Source organism: Actinoplanes sp. NPDC048988 (assembly GCF_043197815.1).
Taxonomy (GTDB): domain Bacteria; phylum Actinomycetota; class Actinomycetes; order Mycobacteriales; family Micromonosporaceae; genus Actinoplanes.
In genome coordinates, this window is the sequence record NZ_JBICTW010000024.1 from 1 (window position 1) to 15037 (window position 15037).

Sequence of the window (15037 nt, forward strand, 5' to 3'; positions counted from 1 at the left end):
TTCTTCGCCACCGCGGAAGTATCCACGGCATCCGTCATGACGGTCATCAGGTGCGTCTCCTTGATCAGGAGTTACACCGTTCGTTTTACAGTCCCCAGTTGTGGACCAGTACTGGAGTGTTACCAGCCAGAACATAGTACGTGTGGATGACGTCGACCGTTAGGTCGTACATCGTCCGGAGGTCGGTGAAGTTCTCTACGCGGCTGATCTCAGGAAATCCGAACTGATAAGTGCGCAGAGCGTCGCTGGAGTTCAAGTCGCCTGCGTTGACCCAGCGGTGCTTGGTATCACTCCAGAACGGGTGGTGCTGGGTGGTCCGCAGAACTTTGGTTGTGCCGTTGACACGGACTGTCAGGTCCGTCAGTGCGATGTCGTGGTTGACGTGGATCTTCTTAACAGATTGCTCTCGGCGCTTTCCCGTAATCGGGTCGGTGGCGATGACCTTGTCGCCGACCTTGATCTGGGAGATGGCCTTGGTCTTGCCGTTCGCCATCAGCACGAGGGTTGTTGCTGCGAAGCTGTGAGTCGGGCAGCCGCCACCTGAGGGTGCTTCGTCGGCGGCTCCCTTGGAGGCCTTGGGAGCGGACTTGCCGAAGCCGTTCTTCGTCAGGCCGCTGACTACGTTGCTGGCCTCCTTCTTCGCGCCTGCTGTGGCGGCCGAGGCTGCGGCCTTGGCGCCGGCTCCGGAAATCAGGGCTCTGGCTCCGGCTTTGATGCCTTGGCCGGCGATGACCGACAGGCCGCCGGTCAGGCCGCCGACTATGGCGCCGATGGCGACGTTTGTGGCCAGGCCGCCCCAGCTGAAGTTGCCTTTGTGGTCGATCAGTGTGTCGACCGAGTATTCGACGGCGCTGGCTATGCCGCCGGCGAGGGCACCGCAGGCGACGGCTCCGGCGCCAAGGGTCAGGGCGTCGCAGCCGATGCCGACAGCGAGACCGACAACTGCTCCGGCGACGACGCCTTTGTGGTCGTCGACCCAGTTCGAGCCCTTGTTCCAGGCCTTACCCGCCTTGCACTTCCACCCGCATTTCTTGCTCTTTTTGCCGCTCTTGTGCTCGTCCTTCTCCGAGCCGCGGTGCTCCTCCTGGTACTGCTTGTTGATTGCGTCGACGTCGGCCCCACCGCTGTTGCCGCCGAACTCCTCGTCCATGGCGATCAGGCCGGAGGGGTCGGAGCGGACGACGGGACTGTTGTCCGCGTAGGCGTAGCCCTCGAGCGATTGGGGGTCGGAGGAGTTGAAGACCGGGTCGACCGAGATGAAGCGGCCCAGCGCGGCGTCGTACTCGCGGGCGCCCAGATGGACCAGGCCGGTCGGATCGTTCGTGCCGCCGACGAAGCCCTTGGTGTTCTGCCACGTGACGGCCGGGCCGCGGGCGGTGCCGAACGGGGTCTGGCGGCGAATGGTGTCGGTGAGGGTGTCCTCGTCGACCGACACGTTCTGGGTGCCCTGGTGGTCGCTGGCCAGCCAGGTAATTCCCTTCGAGGTGCGCTGCGCGAGCGTGCCGCCGCCGAAGCCGAAGTAGCGGGTGCACGACGAAGCGGCGGTGCTGTTGGTGTAGCGGATCTCCTGGTTGGGCAGGTAGAGCGTCTTCCCGGTGGTGTCCTGGCTGATCAGCCGGTTGCCGTCAGCGTCGTACAGGTAGCTGACGCTGCCGGCCGTGTCGGTGACCGACTGCAAGGTGCCTCGGCGTCCCAGACCAGGCTCTGCGTGCCGTTGGGACCGGGCCGGGTCTTGGTGTTCCCGCCCTTGTCGTAGCTGTAGGTGACGGTCTTGCTCCCGCTGCTGTCTTTTTTCGTGGTGCTGCGCAGGGCGTGCGGCTGGCCGGTCGTCGGGTCGTTCGGCGTGGTGTCGGCGTACCTGTACGTCGTAACGTGCGCGGTGAACACGAGGTCGACGCCGGGAAGCACCTCCGGGTAGGTCACGTCGTCACCGTCCAACTTCGGTGCCGGCAATGCCGTCGGCCAGGTGAGACTCAGCTCGGCGGCGCCCTTTCCGAGTGTCACAACCGGCCCGGTTCCCCCGCCCGAGAACGACAGCGCCATCGAGGTCGCACTCGGCACGACTCGGCCGCCTGAGGCCTTGAGGGTGGTGTCCGGCTTGACCCACGTACCCGCCGCATTGCGTACCCGCTGCACCTCGACGGCCGTCTGGGAAGTGAACGAGCCCGTCGCGTTGGCGAAGACCTGGGTGCGCTCGTCGCGAGCCGACGCCACCTCGACCCGGCCGTGGCAGGCGACCGCGGCCTTCGCGGCGGCAGCCTCGGTGGGCGCGGTGCCGGGACATTTCACCGGCGTCTGCGCCAGCGCGGCCACCGGCTGACCGGCCACGACAACGCTCGTCGCCGCCAATGACGCGGATGCCACAAGGGCAAGAAAAGAACGCGCAGACCGCAGCCTGAACACAGCCTCGTCTCCCCGATTTGACCTGAACGAAGGCTTACAACGTAAGAACGGCTGTTGTCGATAGTCGAGATCAGCAATATGAACTGGGGATCGTAAATCGGTCCGAGGTGACACCAATGCACTCCGTGATCGTCAATCGGTTGATACAGCGCATGCACTAAAGATGAATCCGCGCAACGACGACGACAGTGGCAAGGATCATTGGCTAGCGATCGACCGGGTTCGGCACCGGCAGGCGAAAGCGCTCATGATCCCCTTCGCTCGACACCTCACTGGCGGCCTGTCGTCGGCAGCTGGCCGTTCCGCCAGACCTGGCTGTTTCGGACTGCTGGTGGCCGCGGCCGCCGACGTCGCGGTCTACGGCGTACTGGCCCGCAAGCCCTAAGATCTTGCCGTGACCACACCGATGCGGGTGCCGCCGTCCGAGCCCGAGCGTGAGCGCGCCGCCGAGCTGTTGCAGCGGGCGTGCGGCGATGGCCGGCTCACTCTCGAAGAGTTCAGTGTGCGGGTCGGCGCGGTCTGGGCCGCCGAGGACGCCGACGAGCTGGCCCGGGCCACCGAGGGGCTGGCGGCCACCCCGATCGTCGGCTCGTCGCGCACGGTCGACCGGGTCATCACCATCTTCAGCGAGAACAAGCGGCGCGGCCGGTGGCGGCTGCGCGACTCCGGGGTCTCCATCCGGACGCTGTTCGGCTCGACCGAACTCGACCTGCGTGAGATCGCCACCGACCAGGCGGTCATCGAGATCTCCGGCAGTGTCACGTTCGGCGAGCTCAAGCTGATCGTTCCCGAGGGGGTCGAGGTCGACCTCACCGGCGCCGCCGTCTTCTCCTCCCGTCAGCTGCATCTGGCCCGGGTGCCGCGGGTTCCCGGCACCCCCGAGGTGCGCGTGCACATCACCACGTGGTTCAGCTCGGTCGAGGTCGTCTCGAAGAGGTACTCGCTCCCGCAGTGATTGCGGGAAAAGGTTCGAATTTCCTGACAACGCACCGGCCGCCCCGGCCGCCACGTCCTCGGCCGCCACCTCCTCGGCGCAGCCGGCGCCGCTGGTGCAGCTGGTCGGCTATCTGTCCAAGGCCCAGCCGCCCGCCGGTGACGCGACCCTCGTGCTGCGTGATCAGACGCTGTTCGACGGCAAGCGGGTCAAGGTCTGGGATTTGTGGGCGGACCAGGGCGGCTACTACTTCGCCACGACTCGCGACGGTCTTCCGGCGCAGGTGAGAGGCGGCAAGATCCGCGGCGAGGACTCCTACCGCGAGTACGTGGCGGCGGCGAAAGCGGCGGCCACCGGCGACCTGAACGCCGCCCGCAAGCGCATGATCGTGGCCGGGGCGCCCAAGGGGGCGCCGGTGCCGACCGAGGCCCCCGGCTACAGCCACCCGGCCCCGGCCAACACCAAGATCCCGGCCGCGGTCCGCGAGGGGATGCGGACCAACATCGCCGACAACCGGGTCTGGAACAACGTCCTCGACGCGCTGCACGCCGGCGCCGGCGACCCGGTCGTGCAGGCCGGCGCGCTGCGGCTGCTCGACCAGATGCCCGAGGTCAAGGTGGCGCCCGGCACGCTCGACGGCAAGCAGGTGCTGAACCTGACCGTCGGCATGCCGGCGATGCCCGGCGAGTCGCCGCAGACCATCACGATCGACGCCGCGACCGGCGTACCGCTGAAGCTCTCCAACGGTTCCGACGGCAGCACGACCTTCGTCGTGACCCGGATCAGCCTGGCCGACGTGAAGAAGGGCTCCTTCTAGCGCTCGTCGACCTCGGCCCGGTGGACGCCCACCTCGTGGCTACCCTCGTGCTCCTTGACCACGACACGGTGACCTTCGGGGTGGGTCTCCGCCGCGTGCCGCCCCTCCTCGTCGCCACGTGCCGCCGGGCCGCTCTGCTCCTCGGCGGCGCGGGCGGCCAGGCCCGACTGGGTGCGCAGGGGGATCTGCGGCAGGAAGGCGAAGATCACCAGCGCGGCCAGGATGACCACGGAGGCGGCCAGGAAGATCATGTCCATCGACTGGGAGAAGCCGGCCTTGAACGGGTACGCGACCACGGCGCTCAGCCCGTTCAGGAACGAGGTGTCGTTCAGGTCGGCGCCACCGCGCAGGGCCTCGGCCACCGCACTGTTGGCCGGATCGGCGAGCGCCTGCTGGAAGGCGGGGCCGGCCGCCCGTACCTCATCCGCGATGTTCTGACCCACCGTTGAGAACAGCAGCGACAGGAAGAGCGCGGTGCCGGCCGTCGCGCCCATCTGGCGGAAGAACGTGGCCGACGACGTAGCCACCCCGATCTCGCGGGCCGACATCGCGTTCTGCACGGCGAGCGTGATCGGCTGAAGGACCAGGCCGAGGCCCAGGCCCAGCACGGCCATGAAGACACCGGTGCGCCAGAACGGCGTGTCCACCCCGACCGTGTGCAGCAACCACATGCCGGCCGCCGCGAACACGCTGCCGACAACCGGGAAGATCTTGTATTTCCCGGTACGGCTGATCAACTGACCCGAGATCACCGAGCCGACCACGAGGCCGAGCGTCAACGGCAGCAACTGGAGACCCGACTCCGTCGGCGTGGACCCCTGGACGATCTGGAGATACAGCGGCAGCACCGCCAGACCACCGAACATGCCGAGACCGACGATGAAGCCGCCGACCGCGGTCAGGCTGAACGTCCGGTTGCGGAAGAACCGCAGCGGGATCAGCGCGTCCTCGCCCATCCGCCACTCGGCCAGCACGAACAGCAGCAGACCGGCCACGCCGACGCCGTAGCAGAACAACGCCCGGCCCGAGTCCCAGCCCCACGAGCGGCCCTGCTCGGCGATGGTCAGCAACGGCACCAGGGCCACACACAGCCAGGCCGCGCCCCACCAGTCGATCCGGTGCTCACGCCGCTCCTGCTGAAGGCGCAGCACCTTGGCCACCACGATCAGGGCCACGATGCCGATCGGCACGTTGACCAGGAAGACCCAGCGCCAGCCGGTGATGCCCAGAATCTGGTCGGCCCCGGCGAAGAAGCCCCCGATGACCGGCCCGAGCACGCTCGAGGTGCCGAAGACGGCCAGGAAGTAGCCCTGGTAGCGGGCCCGCTCCCGGGCCGGGACGATGTCGCCGATGATCGCCAGGGCCAGCGAGAACAGGCCGCCGGCGCCGACACCCTGGAAGGCCCGGTACGCGGCGAGCTCGTACATCGACTGCGCGAACGAACAGGCGGCCGAGCCGATCACGAAGATGGTGATGGCGGCGAGGAAGAAACGCTTGCGCCCGTAGATGTCGGAAAGCTTGCCGTACAGCGGGGTCGAGATGGTCGAAGTGATCAGGTACGCCGTGGTCACCCACGCCTGCGCGCTGAGCCCATGCAGATCGTCGCCGATGGTCCGGATGGCCGAGGCGACGATCGTCTGGTCCAGCGAGGCGAGCAGGAGGCCGAGCATGAGCCCGCCGAGCACCTGCAACACCTGACGATGCGTGAGATCCACGCCCGCCGGTTTCGTAACGGTGGTGCTCATCTCGGGTCCCCCCTGCTAGGTGATACCTCCGACTACCCCCACGCATCAGCTCTCGATGCGTTCAGGAGAGGCCGGTCACCTGCGATCCTGGTCACCGCGCCGCGGGACGCCCAGGAGCGTCAGCGGTTCGCGCACTCCGGGGGAGCTGTGGGCTCGCCGGCCGTGGCCAGGTTCTCGTTCATCTCGGTGGTGGTGGCCAGGCGGGTGAAGGCGGGGCCGAGGATCAGGTCGATCGTCTTGTCGCCGGCCGGGCGGGTCGGGTCGAAGCGCATCGTGGCGTCGCCGTACACCACCGCGCGCAGCACGGCGGCTGTGCCGATCGCGGCGGGGCCGTAGACGACCGTGGCCGGCGTGGCCGGGCGGGGGCCGGTGGTGCCGTCGAGCACGGTGAATCGGCGGGCCTCGAGCTGGGCGGCCGTCGTCGCCATCCGGGTCGGGGACGCGCCGCCGTCGAGCACCCGGACCCGCACCTGGGCCGGGTCGCTGGGCAGGGTCAGGTCGCAGGTGAGGCCGGGGGTGGCGGGGCGGTCGGCGGGCGCGGTGGCGGTGGGGAGCTGCCGCTGTTGCTGCGGCCAGGCGAGCGTGATGCCGGCCGTGGCCGTCGCCACCGCCACGGCCGCCGTCGCCACGGTCACGCGCCGCCGGCGGCGACGGCTGTTGCCGCGCGCCCGGATCGTGGCGGCCGGGGGGACCGGGAGATCCCGTACGTCGGTCTCCAGCTCGTGAAGTCGGTCATGCACCGAACGAGGCATCGCTGATCTCCTGATCGTGGTCGTCGAGTAGGCGGCCGAGAGTGGCCCGGGCCCGGGAGAGCCGCACCTTGACCGTCCCCGCCGGGACGCCCGTGCTGGCGGCGATCTCCTGGACCGGCATGTCCAGCAGGTAGTGCAGCGCGACGGCCTGACGTTGCGCGGCCGGCAGCCGTCGCAGCGCGTCGACGACGGCCACCCGGTCGGGCGACGGCCCGCCGGTCGCCTCGTCGCCGGGGCCCAGGCGGGAGCGGGCGGCGAGCCACCGCCGCAGGCCACGCCAGCGGTTGAGCGACAGGCGCCAGGCGACCGTCCGTACCCAGGCCTCGGGATCCTCGTACCCGGAGACCTTCGGCCAGTGTTGCCAGGCCCGGGCGAAGGCCTCCTGGGCGATGTCCTGGGCGTCGCCCCGGTCACCGCCGGCCGCGTAGAGGTAGAGCACGACCCGCCGGACCGTCGCGATGTAGAAGGCGTCGAAGTCGGCGCTGCCCGTGGATTCCCGCACACTTGAAGACACACCGCACCCCGCGATCCGGTTACATCGATTCCGCGACCGCGTGATGTTTGCCGGCTTCGGCCCACTCCCGCGCCGACCGCCCGCGACCGGCGTCCTCGCGGCGGTCGGGGTCGGCGCCACCCGCGACGAGTTCCCGGACCGTGCCGGCATGCCCCCAGGCGGCGGCTGCGCACAGCGGCAGCCCTTCGTCGCCGCGGCCGCTCTCGCGGTTCGGGTCGGCCCCGGCCGACAGAAGCAGCCGGACGTTGCCGGCCATGTTCTGAACGCTCGCGCGGTACAGGGGCGTGCTTCCGTCGCGGTCGGCCGTGTTCGGGTCGGCGCCGTCCCGCAGCAGCCTCGCCACGTCATGCGTGCTGCCCCAGCCGGCGGCTTGCACGAGCCTGTCCTGCAACTTCTTACGTCGGCGCCTGTTCACGCCGGCCATTGCACCACGCGCCCGGTTGCCGGGCCGTCCTACCGTGCGCGCATGCCGATCCCCGAATTCGTCGTCGCCCTCCGCTCGAAGATCGGACACGATCCGCTTCCGCTGCCCGGCGTGATCGCGGTCGTGCTCGACGACCGCGATCGGGTGCTGCTGGTCCGGCGGTCGGACACCCACGAGTGGGCGCTGACCACCGGCTGCCTGGAGCCGGGCGAGCAGCCCGCGGCCGGCGCCGTCCGGGAGGTCCGGGAGGAGACCGGGGTCGACGTCACGGTCGAGCGCCTGCTCGCGGTGGAGGCCCTGGACCTGTCAGTGGCCCCCAACGGCGACCAGATTCACTGGCTCACCGTCGGCGTGCGGTGCCGGGTCGCGGCCGGCGAGCCCCGCGTCAGCGACGACGAGTCGGTGGAGGTCGCCTGGTTCGATCCGGACGCCGTGCCGCCGCTGCCACCGCATCAGGCGCGGTGCCTGGCGATCGCCCTCGACCCGGCGGCCGAGCCGTGGTTCGCGCGTGCGGCACCGGGTGGTCGCTGATCTACCAGGGGACCGTCCCCTCGTCGGAGACGAACGTGGCGGTCGGCGGCTTGTCCATCGTGGCCAGACGAATCGCGATGGCGGCGCCGTCGGCGGCCGTGCGCTCCAGTGAGAGGCCGAGATCCTTGGCGAAGTCGGTGCCGCAGGCGCCGGGGGCCACGGCGTTCACCGACATGCCGGGGAAGGCGTTGGCGTACTGGACGGTGACCATGTTGAGGGCGGCCTTCGACGACGGATAACCGGCCATGGCGCCGCGGGCGGCGAAGCCGTGTGACGGGTCGGTGTTCCAGTGCAGGGAGGCCGTGCCGCTGGAGACGTTGATGATCCGGGGATCGGCCGACTCGCGGAGCCGGGGCAGGAAGGCCTCGGTGACCCGGATGACGCCGAACAGGTTGGTCTCGTAGACGGCGCGGATCACCGCCGGGTCGACCTGGCCCGGCGTCTGACCTTCGCGGCCGCCGGAGATGCCGGCGTTGTTGACGAGAATGTCGAGGTGGTCGTGGCGGTAGCGGGACGCGAAAGCGGCGACCGAGTCGTCGTCGGTGACGTCGAGATCGGCGCGGGTGGCCGCGATGACGGTCATGCCGCGGGCGGCGAGTCCTTCCGCGATGGCGGCGCCGATTCCCCGGGCGGCCCCGGTGACCAGGGCGATCTTCGTGTCTGACATGCCTTCATCTGAGCATCGGGCCGCGTCCCATCCCAAGATCGATTGAGTACGCCGGCGATACCCTCGGGGTATGGAGGACGTGGAGACGCGCGAGTTGCGCTACTTCGTCGCCGTGGCCGAGGAGCTGAACTTCGGGCGGGCCGCGGAGCGGCTGGGCATCGCGCAGCCGCCGCTCTCCCGGGCGATCCGGCGGCTCGAGCATCGCCTCGGGGTGGAGCTGCTTGAGCGTACGAGCCATGGCAGCCGCCTGACCCCGGCCGGCGAGGTGCTGCTGGCCGAGGGGCGGACCGCGCTCGACGCGGTGGCCGCCGCCGTCGGGCGGGCGCGGCGGGCCGGGCGGAAGCCGAGCCTGGTGCTGGCGATGAAGCCGGGCGGCGACGCTGGGCTCCTGCCGGCGATCCTCGCCGCGTACGAGAACCGGCCCGATGCCTTGCCCGTCGATTTCGCCTTTTCGCTCGGTGAGCGAGCGGCCATGCTCCGCGACGGCCGGGCCGACGTCGGGCTTCTGCATCACCCGCAGAACGATCTGAGCGGCCTCGCCACCGAGGAGCTGACCGTGGAGCGGCGGGTGCTCGCGCTGGCCGACAGCCACCCGCTGGCCGCCCGGGACGAGCTGCGCATGGCCGATCTGGCCGGCGAGGATCTGCCATGGTTTCCCGAGGCGGCGCGCCCGGGCCCGGGTCCGCGGGTCGGTGACGTGGGCGAACTGATGCAGCTGGTGACGCTGGGCCGGGCGGTCGCGCTGGTCACCGAGTCGGCGTCGCAGCGGCCGCTCCCGGGCGTCACCTACCGGCCGGTGCTCGACGCGGTCCCGGCCACCCTCGTCCTGGCCTGGGCCGAGAGCAGCCGGTCGCGGGAGGTGGCGGCCTTCGTCACCGCGGCCCGGCAGGCAGCTTCTCCAGGAGCGAGCGGTACCACCTGATGCCGGCGAGGTAGGCGTCGACCGTGATGTGCTCGTCGTAGGAGTGGATGGCCTCCCGCTGTTTCCTGGTCATCTCGAACGGCGTGAAGCGGTAGACGCGTTCGCAGATCGCGGTGAAGCGGCGGGCGTCGGTCGCGGCCATCATGACGTACGGCGCCGGAACCGCCTGGGGGAAATGCGACACCGTGACCGCCTCGATCAGCTGGAACGCGTCGTCCAGCGGCGACGGCGGTGACGGCTCGCCGTCGTGAACGACCCGGATCGTCACCTTCCTGTCGCGGATCACCTTGCGGACGTGGGCGATCGCGCCGGCCATGGTGTCGCCGACCAGGATGCGGATGTTGACGCCGGCGGTCGCGTTCGACGCCACCATGTTCAGGGCCGGTGAGCCGCTGAGCGTGGTGACCGCGAACGTCGTCCGTACCATCGCCGCCGCCTCCGGACCGGCGGCCAGGAGCAGCCGGGTCAGCACGGGACGGGACCGGACGGCGGCGCGCAGGGCGACACCGATCGGGCCGGTGGCGTGTTCGGCGGCGCGGCGCAGGAACTCGACCACCACGTCCGGTGTGGTGGCCGGCATCGGCGAGCGGTCGAGCCGGGTGATGGCCCGGGCCAGGCGTGCGGTCGGTCCCATCGGGGCCGGTGTCGACGCGTGCCCGCCGCGGCCGGCGACGCTCAGCTCGATCGAGGCGACGCCTTTCTCGGTGACGCCGATGGCGGCGACCGGCACGGGCACGCCCGGCAGCACGTCGTGGGCGATCGCGCCGCCCTCGTCGAGCACGAACCACGGCTTGACGCCCCGCCGGCGCAGCTCGTCGACGGCGAGCCCGGCCGCGATGCCGGCCACCTCCTCGTCGCAGCCGAATGAGAGCCACACGTCCTGGGCCGGGGTGTGCCCGGCGGCCAGCAGGTCCTCCACGGCCTGGCCGATGGCGGTGAGGCTGGCCTTGCAGTCGAGGGTGCCGCGGCCCCAGACGACGCCGTCGGCGACCACCGCTTCGAACGGCGGATGGGTCCACTCGCCCTCGACCGGCACCACGTCGATGTGGGCCATGAGCACCACCGGCCGCTCGGCCGAGGCGCCCGGCCAGTGGAACAGCAGCCCGTGCGTACCGACCCGGGTCAGTTCGAGCCTCTCGTGCAGCAGCGGGAAGTGCCGTCGCAGCGCCTCGTGGAAGTCGTCGAACGCCGTCTCGTCCCACGCCTCGGTCTCGCGGGTCGAGACGGTCGGGATGCGCAGCAGGTCGCGGAACGCCTCGAGCCGGCTCATCGCGCCATCATGTCAGCCGACGTGCACGTGGGGCCGGCGGTTGCGGTCGTGCTCGGCCCGGCGCAACATCTCGCGAGTCACCGGCGCCACCTCGCCCTGCCCGAACGCCAGGTAGCGCACGAAGTTGGCGACCGGGTTGCCCTCGGTCCACTCGAAGTAGATGTGCGGCCGGCGGCCGGTCGTGTCCCGGATCCACAGCAGCAGCGCGGCCAGCGCGCTCGGCACCGACGAGCTGGTCACCCGCATCACCTTGTAGCGGTGGTGCAGCAGCTCGCCGGTCACCCGCAGCTCGGTCTCGAAGTCGGAGGCGTCCTGCACCGTCACCTCGACGAAGATGACGTCCCGGTCGTCGGCCATGTCGTTGTCGGCCAGAATCTGCGCGATCTTGTCGCTGTACTCGCGGCTGTCCCGGCGGCCGGGCTCGTTGGCGATCAGCCGGATCTGCCGGCGCCGGCAGTCGGCCAGGAAGCCGAGCGCCGTCTCGTCGGCCGAGATGTCGGTGACCCGCAGGTCGAACGCGCGGAACAGCCGGGACAGGAACGAGACGATCAGGATCCCGGCGATGAAACAGGCGGCGATCTTCACGCCGTCCGGTCGCTCCACCACGTTCGCGACGGTGGTGTAGACGAACAGCACCGCGATGACGCCGAAGGCGACGGTGCGGCCCTTCTGCCGCCGGCGGTGCGCCGACAGGGTCACCGCGACGGCGGCCGAGGTGATCAGCACGAGGACGCCGGTGGCGTAGGCGCCGCCCTGCGCGTCCACGTCCGCGTCGAAGATCCAGGTGATCAGGAAGGCCGTCCCGGTGAAGACCAGGACCAGCGGCCGTACGGCGCGGGCCCAGCCCGGCGCCATGCCGAACCGTGGAAGGTAGCGCGGCACCAGGTTGAGCAGCCCGGCCATGGCCGACGCCCCGGCGAACCACAGGATGGCGATGGTCGAGAGGTCGTACACGGTCCCGAACGCATTTCCCAGGTTTTCGTGGGCGAGGTAGGCGAGCGCCCGCCCGTTGGCGTCACCGCCCGACTCGAACTCCCGCTGCGGGATGAGCACGGTGGTGACCACGCTGCTGGTCAGCAGGAAGACGCTCATGATGACGGCGGCCGTGGTGAGCAGCCGCTTCGCGCCCCGGACGCGCCCCCGCAGGTCGCCCTTGATGTGCGGCATGACGGCCACGCCGGTCTCGAAGCCGGACAGGCCGAGCGCCAGCTTCGGGAAGACCAGCAACGCGATCCCCACCACCACGAGCGGATTGCCGTGCTGGGTGGTGAGCGCGGTCGTCCAGTCGGTCACCGCGTGCGGATGGGTCAGCACCTCCCACAACCCGTCGGCGATCACCACCACGTTCAGCGCCAGGTACACGCCGACCAGGCCGACGGCGATACCGACGGCCTCGGTGAAACCCTTCAGGAAGACCGCGCCCAGCAGGGCCACCAGCAGCAGGGTGACGATCACCTGATGGCCGTGCAGAGCTTGCGGGAGGTACGGGTTCTCGTCGACATGTGCGGTGGCGTCGGCGGCCGACAGGGTGATCGTGATGATGAAGTCGGTCGCCGCGAACCCGAGCAGCACGAGGACGAACAGCTTGCCCTTCCAGAACGACAGCAGCTTCATCAGCATCGCGATGGAGCCCTCGCCGTTCGGGCTGTCGGCTGCCACCCGCCGGTAGATCGGCAGCGCGCCCAGCAGCGTGACCAGCACGAGCACGAGCGTCGCGACCGGCGACAGCACACCGGCGGCCAGCGCCGCGATGCCCGGCTGGTAGCCCAGCGTGGAGAAATAGTCCACGCCGGTCAGGCACATCACCTTCCACCACGGGTGCGGCTTCTCCGCCGGATCGGCCGGTACGCCGTGCGGGCCCTCGTGGTGCTTCGCGGTGTCGTTCAATCCGGAAAGCATCCAGTCCCGGAACCCCGTGGTTGTCACCCGCGAATGGTTCCACCGGGCGACCGGCACCTCCCACGATCAGGCGTTAACATCGCGTCAAAATGCGCGCGCATCCTTCGAGGCGTGCCGTCCGTTGACCCGGCGTGCGTCTGTCCCTCGTCGCCGGCTGCGCCCTGGTGCTGGGCCTCGCCGCCGTCATGCCCGCCGCCGCCTCCACCGCCGGCAAGGTCACTGTCCGCTACACCTTCGACGGCCCGTCGCCGCTGGCCGAGGCGTCCGGCCGCGGCTTCGACCTGAGCCCGGTGAGCCGGTACGGCGGCTCCTTCACCACGGTCGCCCACAACGGCGGCCGGGCCCTGGCCTTCCCGCCGCCCTGCCGCACCGAGCCCTGCCCCCGGATCGCCCTGCGCGCGGTGGCGGCGGAGCTCAACCCGGGCCGCCGCCCGATCCGCTACGGCGCCGCGGTCCGGCTGGCCGCGGACGAGACCACCAAGGGCGAGAACGTGCTGCAGAAGGGCTATTCCGCCCGGGGCAGCCAGTACAAGCTCCAGATCGACGGCCTGGCCGGCCGCCCCAGCTGCGTCTTCGTCGACGACCGCGATCCGCGTATCCACACCGTGCTCAGCACGGTGGGCGTGGCCGACAGCCGCTGGCACACCCTGGAGTGCCGCCGCTCCGGCCCGCACCTGACGATCCTGGTCGACGGCGTTCCCCGGGGCCAGACCGCGATCCCGGCCGACCTGTCGGTCCACAACCGACTCCCGTTCAGCATCGGCGGCAAGGGCTCCTTCGCCGACAACGACCAGTTCCAGGGCGTTCTCGACGAGGTGTGGGTCGAGATAGGTTGAGCTCGGGAGGCGGCCATGGAGCTCGAGGACCAGTTGTTCGCGTTGTGGCGGGTGCCACCGCGGGAGCACGGTGACGCCCTGGCCGCGTTCCGGCGGGTCTACACCGACCCGGTGACCATCAACGGCACACCGATGCCGGTCGCCGACCTGGTCGCCCGCGCGGAGGCGCTGCACGCGGCCTTCACCGAGCACGACATCGAGGTGGTCGACCGCGTCGAGGCGCCCGGCAAGCTGACGGTGGCCTTCCGTCACCGGGCCCGCCACACCGGCGTCTGGGTCACGCCTCTGGGTGACTTGCCGCCGACCGGCCGCGAGGTGAACGGCCTGGGAATCGACGTCCTGACCCTGACCGGTGACGGCCGCGTCGCCGCCATCTGGGTCCTGGCCGACGAACTCCAGCGCATCCTCCAGGTCCGCTGACGCGATCTACGAGAACGCCGGTTCCGGCGAGGCGCCGCGGTCGAGGTGGGTGGCCAGGCGGCGCAGCGCGGCGGCGGTCGCCCGGCGGCTGCGGCCCGGTGGCCGCTCCGGCACCACCGGGCTGGCCGGGAGGGCGGAGCGCATCGGGGAGGTGCCGGCGCCGGTCACGAGTGGGGCTAGTGCCAGTTCCTGCATCGGGATCTCCTTCGGATCGATGCGGGCTAAACTCGTTTCACTGGAATCAGTCTTACCACGCCCGATGCGGGTCAAACACGTTTTGGTGGAATCAATGTCCGCGTTCCTGGAGCCCTTCGGCGGTGCCGTGTGTCTCGACTTCGCCAACACGCTCGACGGGCGGGCGACCGCCCAACCGGCGGAGTACCTGCACACGTACGCCGATCTGGCCCGCTGGTCCGCGTTCGCCGGGCTGATCGACGGGGCCACGAGCGCGCGGCTGCGCCGGCACGACGCCGAGGCGTCGCTGCGCGCCGCGCTGGGCCTGCGTGAGGCGATCTTCGAGGTCTTCGCCGCGATCGGCCGTGGACAGGAGCCGCCGGCCGGCCCGCTCGACGAGGTGCGGCGGCGGTACGCCGAAGCGGTCGCCTCCGCCCGTCTCGTGCCCGGAACGTCCTCCGGCGGGAAGTTCATCTGGGAGTTCACCGGTGACGAGCCCGATCGAGCCTGGTGGCCGATCAGCGTCGACGCCGTGCGCCTGCTCACCGAGGGGCCTCTCGACCGGGTCAAGACGTGCGCGGCCGAGGCCGGCTGCATCGGGCTGTTCGTCGACACCAGCAAGAACCGCAGCCGCCGATGGTGCACCATGGACGGCTGCGGCGTCGAGGCCAAGGTCCAGCGCCAGGCCCGCCGCCGAGCCGCCCGCGGGTAGCGGGGCGCGGCTCAACC

Annotated in this window: 18 protein-coding genes; 8 read left to right on the forward strand and 10 right to left on the reverse strand. The window is 70.4% G+C overall.

What is annotated here, in order from left to right:
* Positions 1-85: 85 nt before the first annotated feature.
* Positions 86-1678: a polymorphic toxin-type HINT domain-containing protein gene (locus tag ACGFJ7_RS42675; RefSeq protein ID WP_392647821.1), complete on the reverse strand. Its 1593-nt coding sequence runs from the start codon at positions 1676-1678 to the stop codon at positions 86-88.
* Entirely contained in the window at positions 1612-2328 is a 717-nt protein-coding gene (locus ACGFJ7_RS42680) for a hypothetical protein (RefSeq protein WP_360246098.1), read from the reverse strand. Before ACGFJ7_RS42680 ends, ACGFJ7_RS42675 begins: the two co-directional genes overlap by 67 nt.
* Positions 2329-2566: 238 nt before the next feature.
* Here ACGFJ7_RS42680 and ACGFJ7_RS42685 point away from each other — a divergent pair, with 238 nt between their 5' ends.
* The 3 genes from ACGFJ7_RS42685 (at position 2567) to ACGFJ7_RS42695 (ending at position 4154) form a co-directional block, all read left to right on the forward strand.
* On the forward strand, positions 2567-2788 hold the full coding sequence (locus tag ACGFJ7_RS42685; protein ID WP_392647824.1) for a hypothetical protein: 222 nt from the start codon (positions 2567-2569) through the stop codon (positions 2786-2788).
* A 9-nt stretch (positions 2789-2797) separates the two neighbouring features.
* Complete coding sequence (locus ACGFJ7_RS42690; protein WP_360246092.1) at positions 2798-3358, forward strand: DUF1707 domain-containing protein; 561 nt, start codon at positions 2798-2800, stop codon at positions 3356-3358.
* 94 nt (positions 3359-3452) lie between these two features.
* A complete protein-coding gene (locus ACGFJ7_RS42695) occupies positions 3453-4154 on the forward strand; it encodes a hypothetical protein (RefSeq protein ID WP_392647827.1) in 702 nt (233 codons plus the stop codon).
* Here ACGFJ7_RS42695 and ACGFJ7_RS42700 read toward each other — a convergent pair.
* The 4 genes from ACGFJ7_RS42700 to ACGFJ7_RS42715 all read right to left on the reverse strand — a co-directional run bounded on the left by ACGFJ7_RS42700 (position 4151) and on the right by ACGFJ7_RS42715 (position 7580).
* Positions 4151-5899 carry an MDR family MFS transporter gene (locus tag ACGFJ7_RS42700; RefSeq protein WP_392647830.1) on the reverse strand — a complete coding sequence of 583 codons (1749 nt, stop codon included), beginning with the start codon at positions 5897-5899 and terminating at the stop codon, positions 4151-4153. The genes ACGFJ7_RS42695 and ACGFJ7_RS42700 overlap by 4 nt on opposite strands.
* A gap of 119 nt (positions 5900-6018) precedes the next feature.
* On the reverse strand, positions 6019-6639 hold the full coding sequence (locus tag ACGFJ7_RS42705) for a LytR C-terminal domain-containing protein (RefSeq protein WP_392647831.1): 621 nt from the start codon (positions 6637-6639) through the stop codon (positions 6019-6021).
* A complete protein-coding gene (locus ACGFJ7_RS42710) occupies positions 6632-7153 on the reverse strand; it encodes a SigE family RNA polymerase sigma factor (protein WP_392647832.1) in 522 nt (173 codons plus the stop codon). The genes ACGFJ7_RS42705 and ACGFJ7_RS42710 overlap by 8 nt, the downstream gene beginning before the upstream one ends.
* 31 nt (positions 7154-7184) lie before the next feature.
* Complete coding sequence (locus tag ACGFJ7_RS42715) at positions 7185-7580, reverse strand: ankyrin repeat domain-containing protein (RefSeq protein WP_392647835.1); 396 nt, start codon at positions 7578-7580, stop codon at positions 7185-7187.
* Between the two features lie 51 nt (positions 7581-7631).
* On the opposite strand from ACGFJ7_RS42715, the gene ACGFJ7_RS42720 reads away from it, so the two are divergent.
* A complete protein-coding gene (locus ACGFJ7_RS42720; protein WP_392647837.1) occupies positions 7632-8120 on the forward strand; it encodes an NUDIX domain-containing protein in 489 nt (162 codons plus the stop codon).
* Position 8121: 1 nt separating this feature from the next.
* On the opposite strand, the gene ACGFJ7_RS42725 is transcribed toward ACGFJ7_RS42720, so the two are convergent.
* Entirely contained in the window at positions 8122-8787 is a 666-nt protein-coding gene (locus ACGFJ7_RS42725) for an SDR family NAD(P)-dependent oxidoreductase (protein ID WP_392647840.1), read from the reverse strand.
* A 70-nt stretch (positions 8788-8857) separates the two neighbouring features.
* Here ACGFJ7_RS42725 and ACGFJ7_RS42730 point away from each other — a divergent pair, with 70 nt between their 5' ends.
* Positions 8858-9709, forward strand: a complete 852-nt coding sequence (locus ACGFJ7_RS42730; protein WP_360246065.1) for a LysR family transcriptional regulator — start codon at positions 8858-8860, stop codon at positions 9707-9709.
* Here the strand turns inward: ACGFJ7_RS42730 and ACGFJ7_RS42735 are convergent.
* A complete protein-coding gene (locus ACGFJ7_RS42735) occupies positions 9660-10979 on the reverse strand; it encodes a M20/M25/M40 family metallo-hydrolase (RefSeq protein ID WP_360246062.1) in 1320 nt (439 codons plus the stop codon). The two genes, ACGFJ7_RS42730 and ACGFJ7_RS42735, sit on opposite strands and share 50 nt — an antisense overlap.
* Before the next feature lie 12 nt (positions 10980-10991).
* Entirely contained in the window at positions 10992-12878 is a 1887-nt protein-coding gene (locus tag ACGFJ7_RS42740) for an amino acid transporter (protein ID WP_360246542.1), read from the reverse strand.
* A gap of 131 nt (positions 12879-13009) precedes the next feature.
* On the opposite strand from ACGFJ7_RS42740, the gene ACGFJ7_RS42745 reads away from it, so the two are divergent.
* Positions 13010-13714, forward strand: coding sequence for a LamG-like jellyroll fold domain-containing protein (locus ACGFJ7_RS42745; protein WP_392647844.1), 705 nt, complete (start codon positions 13010-13012; stop codon positions 13712-13714).
* Positions 13715-13729: 15 nt separating this feature from the next.
* Entirely contained in the window at positions 13730-14134 is a 405-nt protein-coding gene (locus ACGFJ7_RS42750) for an ester cyclase (RefSeq protein ID WP_360246056.1), read from the forward strand.
* A 6-nt stretch (positions 14135-14140) separates the two neighbouring features.
* Here the strand turns inward: ACGFJ7_RS42750 and ACGFJ7_RS42755 are convergent, their stop codons facing one another.
* Positions 14141-14329, reverse strand: coding sequence for a hypothetical protein (locus tag ACGFJ7_RS42755; protein WP_360246053.1), 189 nt, complete (start codon positions 14327-14329; stop codon positions 14141-14143).
* Positions 14330-14423: 94 nt separating this feature from the next.
* Between ACGFJ7_RS42755 and ACGFJ7_RS42760 the strand changes: the two genes are divergently transcribed.
* The gene (locus ACGFJ7_RS42760; RefSeq protein WP_392647847.1) at positions 14424-15020 is read left to right on the forward strand and encodes a CGNR zinc finger domain-containing protein; all 597 of its coding nucleotides are present in this window, start codon (positions 14424-14426) and stop codon (positions 15018-15020) included.
* Positions 15021-15037 lie beyond the last annotated feature (17 nt).